At 69.4% G+C, this 18,695-nt stretch carries 15 protein-coding genes; 6 read left to right on the top strand and 9 right to left on the bottom strand.

From position 1 onward, the window contains the following. From AB0E56_RS07905 to gabT, 5 genes are all read right to left on the bottom strand, one after another. Positions 1-1,467 (bottom strand): NAD-dependent succinate-semialdehyde dehydrogenase, encoded by a 1,467-nt coding sequence (locus AB0E56_RS07905; protein ID WP_359797998.1) that lies wholly within the window; start codon positions 1,465-1,467, stop codon positions 1-3. 45 nt (positions 1,468-1,512) lie between these two features. Next, complete coding sequence (locus AB0E56_RS07900) at positions 1,513-3,057, bottom strand: APC family permease (protein ID WP_359797997.1); 1,545 nt, start codon at positions 3,055-3,057, stop codon at positions 1,513-1,515. Then, positions 3,057-3,941 carry a universal stress protein gene (locus tag AB0E56_RS07895; protein WP_359797995.1) on the bottom strand — a complete coding sequence of 295 codons (885 nt, stop codon included), beginning with the start codon at positions 3,939-3,941 and terminating at the stop codon, positions 3,057-3,059. Before AB0E56_RS07895 ends, AB0E56_RS07900 begins: the two co-directional genes overlap by 1 nt. Beyond that, positions 3,941-5,323 (bottom strand): NAD(P)/FAD-dependent oxidoreductase, encoded by a 1,383-nt coding sequence (locus AB0E56_RS07890; RefSeq protein WP_359797993.1) that lies wholly within the window; start codon positions 5,321-5,323, stop codon positions 3,941-3,943. Before AB0E56_RS07890 ends, AB0E56_RS07895 begins: the two co-directional genes overlap by 1 nt. Positions 5,324-5,411: 88 nt before the next feature. Then, complete coding sequence (gene gabT / locus AB0E56_RS07885) at positions 5,412-6,773, bottom strand: 4-aminobutyrate--2-oxoglutarate transaminase (protein ID WP_359797991.1); 1,362 nt, start codon at positions 6,771-6,773, stop codon at positions 5,412-5,414. Between the two features lie 97 nt (positions 6,774-6,870). Here gabT and AB0E56_RS07880 point away from each other — a divergent pair, with 97 nt between their 5' ends. Then, positions 6,871-8,379 carry a PucR family transcriptional regulator ligand-binding domain-containing protein gene (locus AB0E56_RS07880; protein ID WP_359797989.1) on the top strand — a complete coding sequence of 503 codons (1,509 nt, stop codon included), beginning with the start codon at positions 6,871-6,873 and terminating at the stop codon, positions 8,377-8,379. A 31-nt stretch (positions 8,380-8,410) separates the two neighbouring features. Here AB0E56_RS07880 and AB0E56_RS07875 read toward each other — a convergent pair whose 3' ends face one another. After that, on the bottom strand, positions 8,411-9,862 hold the full coding sequence (locus AB0E56_RS07875; protein WP_359797987.1) for a helix-turn-helix domain-containing protein: 1,452 nt from the start codon (positions 9,860-9,862) through the stop codon (positions 8,411-8,413). Positions 9,863-9,995: 133 nt separating this feature from the next. On the opposite strand from AB0E56_RS07875, the gene aceA reads away from it, so the two are divergent. The 3 genes from aceA to AB0E56_RS07860 all read left to right on the top strand — a co-directional run bounded on the left by aceA (position 9,996) and on the right by AB0E56_RS07860 (position 13,553). Continuing rightward, positions 9,996-11,321, top strand: a complete 1,326-nt coding sequence (gene aceA / locus AB0E56_RS07870; protein WP_359797985.1) for an isocitrate lyase — start codon at positions 9,996-9,998, stop codon at positions 11,319-11,321. 49 nt (positions 11,322-11,370) lie between these two features. After that, positions 11,371-13,026, top strand: a complete 1,656-nt coding sequence (gene aceB / locus AB0E56_RS07865) for a malate synthase A (RefSeq protein WP_359797983.1) — start codon at positions 11,371-11,373, stop codon at positions 13,024-13,026. Between the two features lie 95 nt (positions 13,027-13,121). After that, positions 13,122-13,553, top strand: a complete 432-nt coding sequence (locus AB0E56_RS07860; RefSeq protein ID WP_359797981.1) for a hypothetical protein — start codon at positions 13,122-13,124, stop codon at positions 13,551-13,553. A gap of 16 nt (positions 13,554-13,569) precedes the next feature. Here AB0E56_RS07860 and AB0E56_RS07855 read toward each other — a convergent pair whose 3' ends face one another. Continuing rightward, positions 13,570-14,088 (bottom strand): Lrp/AsnC family transcriptional regulator, encoded by a 519-nt coding sequence (locus AB0E56_RS07855; RefSeq protein ID WP_359797979.1) that lies wholly within the window; start codon positions 14,086-14,088, stop codon positions 13,570-13,572. Between the two features lie 106 nt (positions 14,089-14,194). Here AB0E56_RS07855 and ald point away from each other — a divergent pair, with 106 nt between their 5' ends. Together ald and AB0E56_RS07845 are read left to right on the top strand one after the other, a co-directional pair. Further along, positions 14,195-15,280 carry an alanine dehydrogenase gene (gene ald / locus AB0E56_RS07850; protein ID WP_359797977.1) on the top strand — a complete coding sequence of 362 codons (1,086 nt, stop codon included), beginning with the start codon at positions 14,195-14,197 and terminating at the stop codon, positions 15,278-15,280. Between the two features lie 171 nt (positions 15,281-15,451). Further along, entirely contained in the window at positions 15,452-16,651 is a 1,200-nt protein-coding gene (locus AB0E56_RS07845) for a pyridoxal phosphate-dependent aminotransferase (protein ID WP_359797975.1), read from the top strand. Positions 16,652-16,754: 103 nt separating this feature from the next. On the opposite strand, the gene AB0E56_RS07840 is transcribed toward AB0E56_RS07845, so the two are convergent. Both AB0E56_RS07840 and AB0E56_RS07835 read right to left on the bottom strand, forming a co-directional pair. Beyond that, positions 16,755-17,156 carry a VOC family protein gene (locus AB0E56_RS07840; protein WP_183152859.1) on the bottom strand — a complete coding sequence of 134 codons (402 nt, stop codon included), beginning with the start codon at positions 17,154-17,156 and terminating at the stop codon, positions 16,755-16,757. A 96-nt stretch (positions 17,157-17,252) separates the two neighbouring features. Beyond that, on the bottom strand, positions 17,253-18,674 hold the full coding sequence (locus AB0E56_RS07835) for a GntP family transporter (protein WP_359797973.1): 1,422 nt from the start codon (positions 18,672-18,674) through the stop codon (positions 17,253-17,255). Between the last annotated feature and the right edge of the window lie 21 nt (positions 18,675-18,695).

Below are 18,695 nucleotides of genomic sequence, written 5' to 3'. Positions count from 1 at the left end.
TCAGGAGATCGGGATCAGCGTGTACTTCGTGGACAGGTACTCGTGGATGCCCTCGAAGCCGCCCTCGCGACCGACGCCCGACTGCTTGACGCCGCCGAACGGAGCCGCCGCGTTGGAGACCACACCGACGTTGAGACCCATCATGCCCGTCTCGAGGCCGTCGATCATCCGCTGACCGCGCTGCAGGTTCTCGGTGAAGACGTACGAGACGAGACCGTACTCGGTGTCGTTCGCGAGGCGCACCGCCTCCTCCTCGGTCTCGAAGGTCGCGATCGCCAGCACCGGTCCGAAGATCTCCTCGCGGAGGATCGCACTGCCCGCAACGACGTCGGTCAGGACGGTGGGCTCGTAGAACGACCCCGTCCCCTCGACGGCCTTGCCGCCCGCGAGCAGCGTGGCTCCGCGCTCGACGGCGTCGTCGACGAGCTCGCCGGCCTTCGCCACGGCGTCCGCGTCGATGAGCGGACCGATCGCCACTCCCTCTTCCGTGCCGCGGCCGATCTTCATGCCGTTCACGCGCTCGGTCACGCGCTTGGCGAACTCGCCCGCCACGTCCTTGTGCACGATGAACCGATTGGCCGCCGTGCAGGCCTGTCCGATGTTGCGGAACTTCGCGGCCAGCGCACCCTCCACGGCCTTGTCGAGGTCGGCGTCGTCGAACACCACGAACGGGGCGTTGCCGCCGAGCTCCATCGACACGCGCAGCACGCCCTCCGCCGCCTGGGCGATGAGCTTGCGGCCGACCTCGGTCGATCCGGTGAAGGACAGCTTGCGCAGACGCGGGTCGGCGATGATCGGCGCCGAAAGCGCGCTCGACTTCGAGGTCTGCACCACGTTCACGACACCGGCGGGGAGCCCGGCCTCTTCGAGGAGCTTCGTGAAGTAGATCGTGGTCAGCGGGGTCAGTGCCGGGGGCTTGATCACGACGGTGCAGCCGGCAGCGAGCGCGGGCGCGATCTTGCGCGTCGCCATGGCGAACGGGAAGTTCCACGGCGTCACGAAGAACGAGGGCCCGACCGGACGCTGCGAGACGACCATGTGGCCCGTGCCCTCCGGGTTGATCCCGTACCGGCCGGAGATGCGCACGGCCTCCTCGCTGAACCAGCGCAGGAACTCGCCGCCGTAGACGACCTCGCCACGGGCCTCGGCGAGCGGCTTTCCCATCTCGAGCGTCATGAGCAGAGCCAGGTCCTCCTTGTGCGCCTGCACGAGGTCGAACGCCCGGCGGAGGATCTCGCTGCGCACGCGCGGCGCCGTCGCGGCCCATGCGTCCTGCGCGGCGACCGCGGCGTCGAGGGCGCGGATGCCGTCGGCGGGGGTCGCATCGGCGATGGTCCGGATCACGGCGCCGGTCGCCGGGTCCTGCACGTCGAACGTGCCGCCGGTCTCGCCGTCGATCCACTCGCCGCCGATGAAGAGGCCGGTGGGGATGCTGTCGAGCAGCGCCTGCTCGGTCTGAGTGCTCATGGGTTCTCTTTCCGTGAGGAGGATGGGGCTGGGGGTCGGGTCGGGTCAGCGACGGCGTCGGCTGGGCGGAGCATCGATGCTCAGCGTCTCGCCGCGGAAGAAGGCGGGACGGCGGACCGCGTTCCAGATCATCACGACGATGCCGACGACGATGATGAGCATCCCGAGGATGAACACGATGCCGACACCACCGATCTGCGACCCCGAACCGTAGGCGGGGTCCATGGAGTCGATCAGCGTGGTGAAGAAGAGCACCGCGAGGATCGCTCCACCGACGAGCGGGAACAGGAACGTGAAGAAGAAGTTCCGGGTGGAGTCGAACCACTGCTTGCGGAAGTACCAGACGCACGCGAAGGCGGTGATGCCGTAGTAGAAGCAGATCATCATGCCGAGCGTGAGGATCGTGTCCCACAGCGTGTCTTCGCTGACCACACGCATCACGGCGTAGAACGCCGACGCGACGATCGCCGAGACGATGGTGGCGTACCCAGGGGTGAAGAAGCGCGGGCTGACCTTCGCGAACGACTTCGGCAGCGCGCCGTAGTGGCCCATCGCCAGCAGCGTGCGTGCCGGTCCGACGAAGGTCGACTGCAACGACGAGGCCGAGCTGGTGAGCACGGCGAGCGAGACGAGGAAGGCGAGCGGTCCGAGGATCGGGCCCGAGAGGTGGAAGAACACGTTCTCCTGGATGTCCTCGTTGCCGAGGCCGAGCGCGCCCGTGCCGACGCCGGCGAACATGATCATCGCGACCGCGAGAAGCAGGTACAGGGAGACGATCGTGAGCACCGTGACGGTGGCCGCCCGGCCAGGGGTCTTCTCCGGGTCCTTCGTCTCCTCGTTCATGGTGAGGGTGACGTCCCAGCCCCAGAAGATGAAGATCGAGAGCGAGAGACCGGCCGCGATGGCGCTGAAGGACGAGATCGCGAACGGGTTGAACCAGTTCAGGTCGAACGGCTGGTAGTCGAACCCGTTCCCGCCCACCGCCTGCACGATCGCGGCGATGGCGAAGAAGACGAGCACGAGGATCTGGAAGCTGACGAGCCAGTACTGCAGCTTCTGCGTCGTCTGCATGTCGCGGTACGAGATCCAGGTCGCGCCGAGCATGAACAACAGGCAGACGCCGATGTTGATCCAGGTCACGCTCGCCAACCCGGCGATGCCGGGATTGCCGGTGATCTGCGAGATCAGAAGGAAGAGGAAGTCGACCGCGATGCCGGCGAGATTCGACAGCACCAGGATCGTCGCGACCACCAGCCCCCAGCCCGCCATCCAGCCCACCCAGGGTCCGAACGCGCGCGCGGCCCAGGTGAAGGATGTGCCGGAGTCGGGCATCCGGTTGTTCAGCTCGCGGTAGCCGAAGGCGACCAGGAGCATCGGGATGAAGCCGACCAGGATGATCGCCGGGATCTGCGCGCCGACCGTCGAGGCCACGGGTCCCACGGCGGCGGTGAAGGTGTAGGCAGGGGCGATGCACGAGATGCCGATGACGACGGCGCCGATCAGGCCGACCGTGCCGGCGCTCAGGCCCTTCGTGGAGATGCCGGTCGTGACGCCGGATTCGGGCTCCGTCGCCCGGTTGGTGCTGCTCATCAGCGGTCTCCTGCTTCGTTGCGGGTGCGCGGGACGACGATCATGGGTACGGGGAGCTCGTGCAGCATCTTCGCCGCCGTGGAACCGAGGAAGAGGCGACGCGGCTGGGCGAGCCGGCTGGAGCCGACGAGCACGACTTCACCGGGGAGCCAGGAGAGATGCGCGACGGCGTCTTCGACGGAGTCGCCCGGTGCCTTCTCGACGGCGGCGCTGCGTCCGTCTGGCAGCAGCTCGGATGCGACCGCGAGGACCTCCTGCGCATGCGTGTCGCCGACCGTGCGGATCGCGCCGGTGTCGAGACCGGGCGGCACGTCGAACGGCACCAGCGACACGAGCCGGAGATCGACCCCGCTGTCGCCGGCGAGCGCCACCGCCTCGTCGAGCAGGGCGTCGGCGCCCGGGCGCGAACCCACCGCGACGGTCACACGGGGGATCACGTGGTCGTCTTCCTGCGCGGTGCCCACGGGCGCGAGCGCGACCGGGATGGTCGACGAGTGCAGCAGCTCGGACGCGACGCTGCCGAGCCGGTGGCGCCCGAGGATCCCTCCCCCGGCCGCACCGATCACGATCAGCCTGGCGTCGAACTCCTCGCCCGCGGAGATGAGCCCCTCGGCGAACGACTCGGAGAATCGCACGTGGCCGCTGCGCGTCAGCTCCTGCGGGAGGCGGACGACGGCGTCGGAGAGCCACGTCCGGGCCTGCGCCTTGATGTGCTCCTCGTAGGCGCGCTCCGGCGGGACGGCCGCGCTGCGCGTGCCCTCGTTGGGCAGCACGATGACCAGGTGGAGGGTCGCCCCGATGCTGCGCGCGATCCGCGCGCCGAGGGCCGCGGCATCCGCTCCCGCATCCGTCGCCGTGTACCCCACGACGATCGAGCCGGTCATCAGCCGATGCTCTCGACGGCGCCGGCGTCGCGACTCGCGTCGACGATCTGGGAGGCGACGAGGTGTCCCATGCGGATGGCCCCGTCGACGTGCTGGTACCCGGCACCGGCCATGTCGCTGCACGCGAAGTGGATCGGGCCGACCGCCGTGCGCAGGTCAGGGCCGTAGCGGTGGAGGCCGCCGAGGTCGAAGCTCGCGGCGTAGGCCCCGCGGGTCCACTCCTCACTGCCCCAGTCGCTCTCGTAGTAGACGACCGGGTTCTTGGCCTCGGGGCCGTAGTAGTGCGAGAGCGACTCGAGGATGCGCTCCTTGCGCTCCTCCGCCGACAGCTCGAACACGCCGTCGGCGTTGGCGTCGGAGACGAAGCCCACCAGGGTGCCGCGCTCGTCGCCGTGGTTGGTGTTGTCGTACGCCTCGTGCGACAGCTCGTACGGGCTGAACGCCGTGCCGCTCAGGCCCTGCTCACGCCAGAACGGGCGGTCGTAGACGGCGTGGACCTTGATCACGAAGCCCATCGAGAGGTGCTGGTGCAGCTGGTGCTGCCGCCGCGGGAGAGGCGGCACGAAGGAGATGCGGTTGTACAGGATGGGCGCATGGGCGAGGATCGCGTGGCGGGCGCGCACCGTGACCTCGTCGGTCGTTGCCACGACGCCGGCGTCCGACCACTCGAGGCTGCGGACGGGCTGGTTCAGCAGCACGTCGTCGCCCAGACGCTCGGCCAGGCGCAGCGGCACCTGCTGCAGGCCGCCGACGACGCGCTCGTCGAGGATGAAGTCGGCATCGACGAGGTTCGAGTACGACCCGGCGGACGCCGCCATCAGCAGCGACTGCAGCAGCGAGAACGCGTGTGTCGGCTTGGTGAGCATCGCCGATCCGGTCGCGAAGGCCAGGTTGCGCACCGCTTCGTCGTCGTCGGTCTGCTGACGCAGCCAGGCGTCCCAGGAGATGGAGTCCCAGTCCGCCGCGTTCGGGTGCTCCCACGGCTTGTCCGGGTCGATCTCGGCGACCAGCGCGTCGAGGATGTCGGTGATCCGGGCGATCTCCGCCTCGGTCGACGGCGCCACCGGGAACATCTCGCCCGTGAAACGGTGCGCCTTCCCGTCGGGGCCGACGTACACACTGTCACCCTCGCGGTAGCGGCTGTAGGTCTCGAGCCCGAGCTCCTCGATCGCCTCCTTCAGCGCGTCCTGGTCGGGCGAGACCCACTGGCCGCCGATCTCGAGCATCGCACCGTCGATGACGTCGGTCCACAGTCGTCCCCCGACACGGTCGCGGGCCTCCAGGACGGCCACCGACAGGCCGGCTTTGCGCAGGTCGTTCGCCGCCGTGAGCCCTGCGGCTCCGGCGCCGACGATCAGCACGTCGCGAGTGATCTCAGCCATCTGCAACTCCTTCGTTGGGGGAATGCGGGGGAAGAAGTACCGGTCGCGACCCGAAATCCCCCGATCAGGGTCGCGACCGGACGAGTGGTCAGGCTGCGGCGAGCGCAGCCGAGACGATGTCGAGGCCTTCGTTCAGCAGGTCGTCGCCGATCGACAGCGGCGGGAGGAAGCGGATGACGTTGCCGTACGTTCCACAGGTGAGCACGATGACGCCCTGAGCGATGCACGCCTTCGCGACCGCGGCGGTGAGGGCGGCGTCCGGCGCCTTGGTCTCGGGGTCGACGAACTCTGCCGCGATCATCGCGCCGTGACCGCGGACGTCGCCGACGCGCGGGTCGTCCTGCTGGATCGCCGTGAGACGATCCTTCAGGATCACGCCGATCTCCTGCGCCCGCTCGATCACGCCGTCGTTCTCGAACACATCGATCGAGGCGAGCGCCGCGGCACAGGCGATCGGGTTTCCGCCATAGGTGCCGCCCAGACCACCGGAGTGCGAGGCGTCCATGATCTCGGCGCGTCCGGTCACGGCAGCGAGCGGAAGGCCGCCGGCGATGCCCTTCGCGGTGGTGATGAGGTCGGGCTCGATGCCGAAGATCTCGCTCGCGAACATGTGGCCGGTGCGGGCGAACCCGGTCTGGACCTCATCCGCGATGAAGACCACGCCGTTCGCACGGCACCAGTCGACGATCGCCGGGAGGAAGCCGTCGGCCGGGACGATGAAGCCGCCCTCGCCCTGGATCGGCTCGATGATGACCGCGGCCAGGTTGTCGGCGCCGATCTGCTTCTCGAGCTGGAGGATGACGCGGGCTGCGGCTTCGCCGCCCTCGAGGCCGTCGCGGAACGGGTACGACATCGGCGCGCGGTAGACCTCGGGGGCGAACGGGCCGAAGCCGCTCTTGTACGGCATCGACTTGGCGGTGAGCGCCATGGTCAGGTTGGTGCGGCCGTGGTAGCCGTGGTCGAAGGCGACGACCGCCTGGCGACCGGTGTGCTTGCGGGCGATCTTGATCGCGTTCTCGACCGCCTCTGCACCGGAGTTGAACAGCGCGCTCTTCTTCGCGAAGTCGCCGGGAGTGACGCGGTTGAGCGCCTCCGCGACGCCGACGTACGACTCGTACGGCGAGATCATGAAGCAGGTGTGCGTGAACTGCGCGGCCTGGGCGGCGACGGCCGCGGCGACCTTGGGGTGCGCGTTGCCCACGGTGGTCACGGCGATGCCGGAGCCGAGGTCGATCAGCGAGTTGCCGTCGGCGTCGACGACCACTCCGCCACCCGCGGCTACGGCGGCGATCGGCACGGTGTGGCCGACGCCTGCGGCCACGGCATCCGCCTTGCGCGCCAGGATCTCGGCCGAGCGTGGGCCGGGGAGGTCCGTGACCAGGCGACGCTCCTGCGGGAGGTCGGGTCCGCCGAGAGGGACTGCGGGGGCTGCGGTGTCGAGGAGTGCCATGTTCGCGAGCGTACGGCCGGTGCCGAGACTCTCGCACTCACCGACCCGTACAATCTAGGAGACCGTTTCGCCACTGTGTATATCCGGAAGGATCTCGATGGTCACCACCGACCAGCCGACCCTGCGCGCCCTGCTCCGTCGGCGTGACCTCGGCCTCGCGCTGGTGCCGCGCGAGAGCGACCTGGCGGAGGGAGCGCTCGATCGCCCGCTGCGCTGGGTGCACAGCTCCGACCTCGCAGACCCCACGCCCTTCCTGTCGGAAGACCTGGCGCTGTTGACCACCGGGACGCAGTTCGACGAAGCGGTCGACGTCGACACCTACGTCGGTCGCCTCGCCGACCGGGGTGTCCTCGGTCTCGGCTTCGGCACCGACGTGCATCGCTCCGGGATCCCCGATGAACTCGTCGCCGCGTGCGACGCCCACGCGATGCCGTTGTTCGCCGTGCCGTACCGCACTCCGTTCATCGCCGTGGCCCGCGCCCACTCCGAGGCCATCGCCGCCCAGGCCTATGCGCGGCGGTCCTGGGCGCTGGACACCCAGCGCGCCCTCGCGCTCGCGGCGCTGCGCCCGAGCGGACTCGACGCCACCATCGCAGAGCTCGGGCGGCGACTCGGGGTCTGGGCCGGGATGTTCGACGCGGCGGGGGCCGCCGTGGCCTCGCACCCACGCGATCAGCTCGACGCGGACGTGCTCGACGCCCTCGGCGCGCGGGTGATGGAGATCCTGACCCGCGGGTTGGAGGCCGGGCAGTCGCTCACCCTCGGCGAGAACACGTTCATGTTGTTCACCGTGGGACGCGGCGGCCACCTCCGCGGAGTGATCGCGCTGGCCATCGACGCGCTCGACCCCGAGGCGCGCTCCGTCGTCACTTCGGTGATCGCGATGGCCGGACTCGCGATGGAGCAGAGCGAGCAGCTCGCGAGGAGCCGTCGACGTCTGCACTCGCAGCTGCTCGGGTCCTTGCTCGCCGACGACCCCGCTCTCGCCAGAAGGGTGCTGGGCAGTCTGCCCTCTGCCCCGATGGTCGTCGCCGTCGCCGCGGACGCACCGGCTGGTCCGCTCACGGATTGGTGGGAGAGACACCGCGCGGAGCACGGGACCGCGGTGTTCCTCGCCGAGTCCGAGGACGGCGTCACGATGTGCGTGTCGGCCGACGACGAGACCCTGCTCGACGAGGCGGCCGCGCGGTTCGGCATCCGCGTCGGCGCCTCCGACCCCGACACCTACGACTCCTTCGCCCGCGCGCACGCCCAGGCACTCACGGCGTTGCGGCAGCAGAGTGCGCACGGGGTCGCCCGCTACGCGGACACGGTGGGGTCGAGCATCCTCACGGCGCTCGCCACGGACGAGGCGCGTCTGGTCGCGGAGTCACGGCTCGCACCCGTGCGCGAACACGACGCGCGCACCGGGGCCGAACTCGAACGGTCGCTGCGCACCTGGCTCGAGCACGATGCGAGGGCCGAGTCCGCTGCCGCCGCACTCGGCATCCATCGACACACCCTGCGCTCCCGCATCGCCCAGGCCGGCGCCCTGCTCGACGTCGACCTGTCGACGTTCCCCGCCAGGGCCGAGCTCTGGACCATCTTGCAGACCGCCCGCGACTGACCCCTCCCCCGAGCGCGCGGGGGCGGAGGGACTACCCCGGGGCGTGCGCCTCGAGGAACTCGTACACGTCCGTGGTGTCCACACCGGGGAAGGCCCCGGTGGGCAGGGTCGCGAGCAACGTGCGCGGGGTCTTCACGTTGGGCCAGGAGTTCTCGCGCCAGCGCTCCTCCAGGTCGGCCGGAGCCCGGCGGCAGCACACCTCGACCGAGTGCTTCGAGACCCCGCGATGAGAGGTGTCGCGCCCCACGAACCACTTCGTGTCGTCGAAGCGCACACCCACGCTCACGGAGTGCAGCCCCTCGCTCGACGACTCCACCCGCGCGGTGCACCAGTACGTGCCGTTGCCGGTGTCGGTGTACTGGTAGTACGGGTTGAAGCGGTCGTCCTCGTCGAACACGACCCGCGAGGTCCAGCGGCGGCAGCACATCTGTCCCTCGATGGCGCCGAGCCTGTCTGTGGGGAAGTTCACGTCGTCGTTCTCGTACGCCTTGGTGATGGTCCCGGACTCGTGCACCTTGAGGAAGTGCACGGGGATGTCGAGGTGACGCGTGGCGAGGTTGGTGAAGCGGTGCGCGGCCGTCTCGTACGACACGGAGTAGGCGTCGCGCAGGTCTTCGATCGAGATCGCCCTGCGCTGCTTGGCGTCTTTCAGCGCGGGCACCACATGCGCCTCCGGGATGAGGAGCGCACCGGTGAGGTAGTTGGTCTCGACGCGCTGCCGAAGGAACTCGGCATAGCTGCGCGGCTCGGAGTGCCCGAGGATGCGACTCGACAGCGCCTGCAGCACCGCGGTGCGAGCATCGCCCTTCGCGGGCACGCTGCTCGACAGATAGAGCCGTCCGTTGGCGAGGTCGGCGACGCTCCGGGTCGTCTGCGGCAGGTCGGGAGCGTAGTGCAGGGTGAACCCCAGGTAGGCCGCGATCTCGGAGGCGGTGCGCTGGGTGAGCGGACCACCGGGATGCCGGACCGCAGCGAGGATCTCGGCGGCCTTCTCTTCCAGGTCGGCGAAGTGATTGTCCTGCCGCCGCATCAGGTGTCGCAGTTCGACGTTCGCCCGCCGCGCTTCTTCCGGTGTCGCGGCGCGCTCGTCTTTGAGCCTGTCGATCTCTCCGTGCAGCGCGAGCAGCGCCTTCAGCGCATCAGTGGGCACGCTCTTCGCGATGCGGAACGGCTCGATGCCGAGCGCCTGGAAGGTCTGCCCCTTCATCGCGCGCTCCAGGGCGATCTCGACCGCGCTGCGCTCGTCCAACGGCTCGCCCTCCAGCAGCGCATCGATCGTGACGCCGAGCGCCTTGGCGATCGCCTGCAGCTGCGTGAGCTTCGGCTCGCGCTTGCCGGTCTCGATCATCGACAGCTGGCTGGGCGCCCGGTCGACGGCCGATGCGAGGTCATCGAGGGTCATGCCCTTCGCCGTCCGGAGCTGGCGGATGCGGCGGCCGATCGTGAGGGCATCGGTCTCTTCTGCAACGTCGACGGTGCTCATGCGGCCGATTCTGTCACAGAAACAGAATTTCGGACGATCTTCTCCTCGATTTCGGTTACCAAGGTCGCGGAACTTCACCCACAGTGGAACCACGCCACACCGGCACAGCCGCCGGATCCACCGAGGAGAGACCATGACGAACACCGCCAACACCCCGACGCCCCGCCCCGCCGGTCTGCGAGCCGGCGACCAGGTTCAGACGGCCGCCGAACTCCAGGAGATCTGGGACACCGACCCCCGCTGGGACGGCGTCGAGCGCACCTACACCGCCGAGGACGTCATCCGCATCCGCGGCTCGGTCAGGGAAGAGTCGACCCTCGCGCACCGCGGCGCCGACAACCTCTGGAACCTCCTGCACACCGAGGACTACGTCAGGGCGCTCGGCGCCTACACCGGAGGCCAGGCCGTGCAGCAGGTGCGTGCAGGGCTCAAGGCCATCTACCTCTCCGGGTGGCAGGTCGCCGCCGACGGCAACCTCGCCGGCCAGACCTACCCCGACCAGTCGCTCTACCCCGCGAACTCCGTTCCGGCCGTCGTGCGCCGCATCAACAACGCCCTCATCCGCCAGGACCAGCTCGAGCATGCCGAGGGCGAGACGACGCAGGACTGGCTCGCGCCGATCGTCGCCGATGCCGAAGCCGGATTCGGCGGACCCCTCAACGCCTACGAGCTCGCGCAGTCGCTCATCCAGTCCGGGGCGGCAGGAATCCACTGGGAGGACCAGCTGGCCAGCGAGAAGAAGTGCGGCCACCTCGGCGGCAAGGTGCTCGTTCCCACGCAGCAGCACATCCGCACCCTGAACGCCGCCCGCCTCGCGGCCGATGTCGCCGGCGTGCCGACCGTCATCATCGCGCGCACGGATGCCCTCGCCGCCGACCTGCTCACCAGCGATGTCGACGAGCGCGACCAGCAGTTCACCACCGGCGAGCGCACCACCGAGGGGTTCTACCGGATCCGCCCCGGCATCGAATCGGTCATCAGCCGCGGACTCGCCTTCGCTCCTTACGCCGACCTGCTGTGGGTGGAGACCGGAGAGCCCGACATCGCCCTCGCCCGGGAGTTCGCCGCCGCGATCCACGCGCAGTTCCCCGGTAAGCTCCTGGCCTACAACTGCTCACCGAGCTTCAACTGGAAGCGCCACCTCTCCGACGCCGAGATCGCGACCTTCCAGCAGGAGCTGGCCGATCTGGGCTACAAGTTCCAGTTCATCACCCTGGCCGGCTTCCACGCCCTGAACCACTCGATGTTCGACCTCGCCCGCGGCTACGCCGAACGCGCCATGAGCGCGTACGTCGAGTTGCAGGAAGCCGAGTTCGCCGCCGAGGCCGACGGCTACACCGCCACCAAGCACCAGCGCGAGGCGGGCACCGGCTACTTCGACGTCATCTCCACCGCGCTCAACCCCGACAGCGCGACCCTCGCCCTCGCCGGCTCCACCGAAGCCGCGCAGTTCCACTGATCCCCGTCGCCTTCCTCGCACCGCGACACACACCGAAGGACTCACGATCATGACCACTCCCACCGCTCCCCCGACCACGGCTCCCATCCAGACCACCCAGCAGGGCCCGTCGATCGAGGTCACCGGCCCCCTCCGCGACCGCTACGACGAGATCCTCACCCCGGCAGCGACCGCCTTCCTGACCGAGCTGCACCACCGCTTCGCGTCGCGCCGCCACGATCGTCTCGCCGACCGGATGCGCCGCCGCTTCGAGATCGGCAACGGGCACGACCCCCGCTTCCGCGAGGACACCGCGCACATCCGCGACGACCGGGACTGGCGCGTCGCCGGCGCCGGCCCTGGCCTCGAGGACCGCCGCGTCGAGATCACGGGTCCGACCGACCCGAAGATGACGATCAACGCGCTCAACTCGGGCGCGCGGGTGTGGCTCGCCGACCAGGAGGACGCCACGAGCCCGACCTGGAAGAACGTGATCGAGGGTCAGCTCTCCCTGCACGACGCCATCCGCGGCGAGCTCTCCTTCACCTCGCCGGAGGGCAAGGAGTACCGCGTCACGGCAGAGCGCACGCCCACGATCGTGATGCGTCCACGCGGCTGGCACCTGCCCGAGAAGCACATCGCGTTCACGGACCGCGCCGGACGTCGCACCTCGGCATCGGGCTCGCTGGTCGACTTCGGTCTGTACTTCCTGCACAACGCACAGGCTCTGATCGACGCGGGGCGCGGACCGTACTTCTACATCGCCAAGCTCGAGTCCAGCGAAGAGGCGAAGCTGTGGGACGACGTGTTCTCCTTCAGCGAGGAGTACATCGGCATCCCGCACGGCACGATCCGGGCGACCGTGCTGATCGAGACCCTGCCCGCGGCGTTCGAGATGGACGAGATCCTCTACGAGCTGCGCGACCACTGCGCCGGGCTCAACGCCGGACGCTGGGACTACATCTTCTCGATCATCAAGAACTACCGGGGCCGCGGAGCGCGCTTCGTGCTGCCCGACCGCAGCGAGGTCACGATGACGGTGCCGTTCATGCGGGCGTACACCGACCTGCTCGTGCAGACCTGCCACAAGCGGGGAGCCTTCGCGATCGGCGGCATGAGCGCGTTCATCCCGAACCGCCGCGACCCCGAGGTGACGGCGCGGGCCATCGAGAAGGTCTCGGCCGACAAGAAGCGCGAGGCGGGCGACGGCTTCGACGGCACCTGGGTCGCGCACCCCGACCTGATCCCCACGGCTCAGGCGGAGTTCGACGCCGTGCTCGGTGAGCGCCCCAACCAGGTCGACCGTCAGCGGGACGATGTCCACGTCGAGGCGCGCGACCTGCTCGACCTGCACATCGGCCGTCCGATCACCGCCCAGGGCGTGCGCGACAACGTGTCGGTCGCCATCCGCTACCTGGAGGCCTGGCTGCGCGGACTCGGCGCCGTGGCGATCGACAACCTGATGGAGGATGCCGCGACGGCCGAGATCAGCCGCTCGCAGGTGTGGCAGTGGATCCACCAGGACCGCACCACGCAGGACGGCACCCCGATCACGGCCGACTACATCGAAGGGCTGATCGCCGAGGTGCTCGCGCAGGCGACCCGCAGCCACGGCGACCGGTTCGACGACGCCGCCGACATCTTCCGCGAGGTCGCGCTGCAGGAGGAGTTCCCCACGTTCCTCACCCTGGGCGCATACAGCCGGTTCCTGATCGACGAGGACTGAGCGCGCGCAAGAGCCCCCGGGCCACGGCTGACGCTGTGGCCCGGGGCGCTTCCGTGTCCGGAGCCGGTTCGGGCACGCGGGCGTAGCCTGGAGGCATGACCGACGTCTGGGCGGACATCGCCACCGAGTTCCTGCACTTCTACCCGCGCGGCCGGCGGCTGCTCGCAGTGGCGGGGGCGGATGCCGAGCGCTCGAGACAGGCGGCGGACCAGCTCGGCGCCGCACTGACGGCGTCGGGACAGCACGTCGTCCGGGAGCACTCTCCGGAGGGCGAGGAGGGCGAGCTGCGCACCGTGGTCAGCGCGTTCCGGGAGGGACCGAAGAGCGACGACGTCCTGCTCGTCTCGGGCCCGGCCGCCCTGATCGGCGAGCGCACCAGGGGCATGTGGAACTATGCGCTGTGGCAGCTGACCGGCGACGAGCCGCCGCACACCGTCGCCGGATCGATCGTGGACGTGAGCGATCCCGAGCACCCGAAGCGTCGGTTCGCCGACTACTGCGCGCTGCCGGCCGCGTACGGCGCCTGACGCATTTCCGCGACGGTCACCGGAACGACGCGGCCACCGAGTTGCGGTGGTAGTCGAACACGATGCTCGTGCGCGTGGAGGCGACGCTGCTCTGCGCCGAGAGGTGCTCGAGCACGAACTCGCGCATCTCCGACGAGTCGGCGACCGCGATGTGCAGCAGGAAGTCGTCGTCGCCGCCGAGGAAGAACACCTGGATCACCTGGGGCAGCACGCGGACACGATCCGCGAACTCGACGATGCTCTCCCGCCGCCCGCTCGGGCGGAGAGTGACGCCGATGACGGCTTGGAGCCCGGCGCCCAGCATCCGCTCGTCCACGCTCGCGTGGAAACCCGTGATGACCCCGCGGTCGACGAGGGCGCGCAGGCGGGTGTGGGCGGTCGACGGCGCGACGCCGAGGCGACCGGCGAGTTCCGCGTTCGTCATGCGACCGTCTGCCGTGAGCAGCTGCACGATCCTCGCGTCGATCGCATCGAGGGCCGGGGCCCGAACGGTGTTCGGCTCGGGGGCGTCAGAGGTCGTCTCCATACGAAGCATTATTCAGGATCTCTCACCTTGACGAATGATCTTCACTGATTCTGTTGTTCCATCGATGTTTCTGCGATCCTGGGTGCCGACCCACGCACATCACCCTGGAGGATCAATGAAGATCGGCGTCCCCACCGAGGTCAAGAACAACGAGAACCGTGTCTCCCTCACCCCCGCCGGCGCCGACCGCCTGGTGCACGAGGGCCACCGCGTGCTCGTACAGTCCGGTGCGGGGCTCGGCTCGCGCATCACGGACGACGACTACCGCGACGCCGGTGCCGAGATCGTCGACACTGCGGCCGAGGCCTGGGGGGAGGCCGACCTCGTCATCAAGGTCAAGGAGCCCATCGCCCAGGAGTACGGCTTCCTGCGCGAAGACCTCACGCTCTTCACCTACCTGCACCTCGCCGCCGACCGCGCGCTCACCGAAGCCCTCGTCGCCGCGGGCACCACCGCCGTCGCCTACGAGACCGTGCAGCTGCCAGACCGCAGCCTGCCTCTGCTCGTGCCGATGAGCGAGATCGCCGGACGCCTCTCGGTCACCATGGGCTCGTACTCGCTGCTGCGCTCCCAGGGCGGTCGCGGGATGCTGCTCGGCGGTATCGCGGGGACGCCCCGCGCCAAGACCGTCGTGATCGGCGGCGGCGTCGCGGGCGAGCACGCCGCGGCGAACGCGCTGGGCCTCGGCTCGAAGGTCACCGTGATCGACGTGTCGCTGCCGCGCCTGCGCGAGCTCGAGCACCGCTACGGCGGCGCGCTCGAGACGCGCGCATCGAGCCGCTACGACATCGCGGAGGAGCTCAAGACGGCCGACCTCGTGATCGGATCCGTGCTCATCCCCGGTGCCGCCGCCCCCAAGCTCGTGACCGACGACATGGTCGCCACGATGAAGCCCGGCTCCGTCCTCGTCGACATCGCGATCGACCAGGGCGGTTGCTTCGAGGGATCGCGCCCGACGACGCACGACGACCCGACGTTCGCGGTGCACGACTCGATCTACTACTGCGTCGCGAACATGCCCGGCGCGGTTCCCGAGACGGCGACGCGGTCGCTCACCAACGCGACCCTCCCCTACGTGTCGGCGATCGCGGGCAAGGGCTGGGACCGGGCCGCGTCCGAGGATGCAGCGCTCGCGAAGGGCCTGAACGTGCAGGGCGGACGCATCACCCTTGACGCCGTCGCGCAGGCGCACGGCCTCTGACCCCGCGCCACCCGCACGCGCCGTACCCGTCCTGAGGGGTCAAGACACGCCGCATCCGCCGAACCGGCTAAGGCGTGTCTTGACCCCTCAGGATGCGTGCGCTCGAGAACACACGATCTTGATGCGTCACTGCCACCACGAGCCAGCTCGTCGCCGAGTACGCTCGTAACCGTGACCGAACGCGCTCCTCTCTCTCGCAAGCTGTCCGCCATCGCCGAGTCCGCGACCCTCAAGGTCGACGCCAAGGCCAAGGCCCTCAAGGCCGAAGGCAAGAACGTCATCTCGTACGCCGCGGGCGAGCCCGACTTCGCGACGCCGCAGTTCATCGTGGACGCCGCCGCCGAGGCTCTGGCCGACCCGGCGAGCTACCGGTACACCCCGGCGCCCGGACTGCCCGCCCTGCGTGAGGCGATCGCCGCGAAGACCCTCCGCGACTCCGGCCTCGAGGTCTCGCCGAGCCAGGTGATCGTCACCAACGGCGGCAAGCAGTCGGTGTACCAGGCGTTCCAGACCGTGGTGAACCCGGGCGACGAGGTGCTGCTCCCCGCGCCGTACTGGACCACCTATCCCGAGGCCGTCCGCCTCGCCGACGGCACCCCCGTCGAGGTGTTCGCGGGTGCCGACCAGGAGTACAAGGTCACGGTCGAGCAGCTCGAGGCCGCCCGCACGGCGCGCACCACTGCGCTCGTGTTCGTGTCACCCTCGAACCCCACCGGCTCGGTGTACACCGCCGAGGAGACCAAGGCCATCGGCGAGTGGGCGCTCGAGCACGGCATCTGGATCATCAGCGACGAGATCTACCAGAACCTCACCTACGAGGGCGTCAAGGCCACCTCGATCGTCGAAGCCGTCCCCGAGGTCGCGGGTCAGACGATCCTCGTCAACGGCGTCGCGAAGACCTATGCCATGACCGGATGGCGTGTGGGCTGGATGGTCGGACCCGCCGATGCCATCAAGGTCGCAGGCAACCTGCAGTCGCACCTCACGAGCAATGTGAACAACGTCGCCCAGAAGGCCGCGATCGCCGCCCTCAACGGCCCGCAGACCGAGGCAGAGCAGTTCCGCGAGGCCTTCGACCGCCGCCGCCGCCTCATCGTCTCGGAGCTGTCGAAGATCGACGGCCTCGTGGTGCCGAACCCGCTCGGCGCGTTCTACGTGTACCCCGACGTGCAGGGCCTTCTCGGTCGCACCTGGGGTGGCGTGACCCCGACCACCTCGCTCGAGCTCGCCGACCTCATCCTCGACCAGGCAGAGGTCGCGGTCGTCCCCGGTGAGGCGTTCGGCCCCTCCGGGTACATCCGCATGTCGTACGCCCTGGGCGACGACCAGCTCCTCGAGGGCGTGCAGCGCCTGCAGCGACTGTTCGCCTGAGCCGGCGGGTCACCGAGACCCCGCCCTTCCGCCGAGACCCCCTCGCAGCCGCGTCGGTACGAGGGGGTCTCGTCGTCTGCCCGGGGGCTCCGGAACCCCCGGTTCAGTCCTCGGGGTGGAAGCCGATCAGCCAGCGGATGCCGTAGCGGTCGACGAGCGTGCCGTCGTAGTCGCCCCACGGGCGCTTCTGCAGCGCGTCGATCACACGACCGTCGGCGGCGAGTGCGTCGTACCAGTCGGTGAGCGTCAGCGCATCGGCGGTGCCGAGCAGCGACAGGAACATGCCGCCCATCTGCACCGCGTCGTCGTCGGCGCCGGCGTCGGCTCCGGCGAGTTCGACGAGTCCGCTCAGCTGGCCGTGCGCGACGGCATCGCCCGGCCCGTCATGCCGACCGGCCGTCGCATAGTCGAGCAGCTGCAGCTCACCGCCGAACACCGACTGGTAGTGACGCAGCGCCTCCGCGGCGTTGCCGGGGAACAGCAGGTACGGGATCAGTCCGCTCATGCCGCGAGCGTAGCGCCAGCGGCGGACGCCGGCCACCGGGACCAGGCACGACGAACGGCCGCCACCCGAAGGTGACGGCCGTTCGTCGGCACGCGATCAGGCGACGGGGATCGCCGCGTACAGCACCCACGTGAGCGCGAAGCCTGCCACGCCCAGGACCGTGGTGAGCGGAGTCCACGTCCGGAGGCCGTCTTTGACCGACAGGCCCAGGTACCGCGTGACCACCCAGAAGCCCGAGTCGTTCACATGGCTGAGGCCGAGCGCGCCGTAGCCGATCGCGACGGCGAGCAGCGCGGTGTGCACGGTGTCGAGCCCCATCGCGGCGACCGAGGGCAGCAGAAGCCCTGCGGTCGTGGCGATGGCGACGGTGGCCGAACCCTGAGCGGCGCGCATGATGAGCGAGATCAGGAAGGCGGCCAGCAGCAGCGGCATCCCGCTCGAGGCGAGCACGTCGGCGACCGCGCCGCCGATGCCGGTCTCGGTGAGGACACGTCCGAACGCTCCTCCGGCTCCCGTCACCAGGATGATGACGGCGGCCGCGGGCAGAGCGGACTCCATGACCTCGCCGAGGTGTGCCGCAGACCAGCCCCGCCGGATGCCGAGCAGGTACATGGCTGCGGCGATCGCGACCATGAGGGCGAAGATCGGCTGACCGATCATGCTGAGGAAGCCGTTCCAGAAGGACCCCTTCTCGAACAGCGGCGCGACCGCGGTGCCGAGCATGATGAGCACGAGCGGAAGGAGGATGAGGCCGAGGACCGTGCCAGCACCCGGCGCCTTCTCGCCCTCGCCGAGCCCGCTGCTGAGCGTCGACTTCTCCGTGCCGAAGTTGTCGTACATCTCCTTCGTGGCTGCGAGCATCGCGAACTCACGGGTGTTGATCCATTTCGCGACGAGGTACGACAGCACGCCGAGCGGCACGGAGATCGCGAGCGCGAAGATCGTCACCCAGCCGATGTCGGCGCCGAGGATCGCGGATCCGCCGACGATGCCGGGGTGCGGGGGCACCGCGACGTGGACGGCGAGCATGATGCCGGCGACCGGGAGCCCGAACTTGATCGGGTTGAGCCCTGCCACTTTCGAGAAGGCGAACACGATGGGGATGAGGATGATGAAGCCGGCGTCGAAGAACACCGGGATGGCGAGGATGCCGGCGGCGACCACGAGCGCGATGCCGACCCGCTTCGGGCCCAGCCAACCCGTGAATCGCCCGGCGAGCGACTCCGCGCCGCCGGAGAGCTCGATGATCTTGCCGAGCATGGACCCGAGGGCCACCAGCACGGCGACCGAGCCGAGAGTGCCGCCGACACCGGCGATGATCGCCTGGATGACGCCGAGTTGCTCGGGCGTATCACCGTCGGCAGGGATCGTGGTGAGCGGCAGACCGGCCGCGATGCCGACGATGATCGACACCAGGATGAGGGCGTAGAACGCCTGCATCTTGAACCGGATGATGAGCAGGAGCAGCAGGCCGAGGCCTGCGAGGCCGATCAGGATGAGGATCGGAAGAGGAAGCATCTCTGGATCTCTTCTTTCAGT

The organism is Microbacterium sp. NPDC028030, assembly GCF_040637855.1.
Taxonomy (GTDB): Bacteria; Actinomycetota; Actinomycetes; order Actinomycetales; family Microbacteriaceae; genus Microbacterium.
Note: the sequence above shows the minus strand (reverse complement) of the source record. Positions and strands in the feature narration are given on the sequence as shown.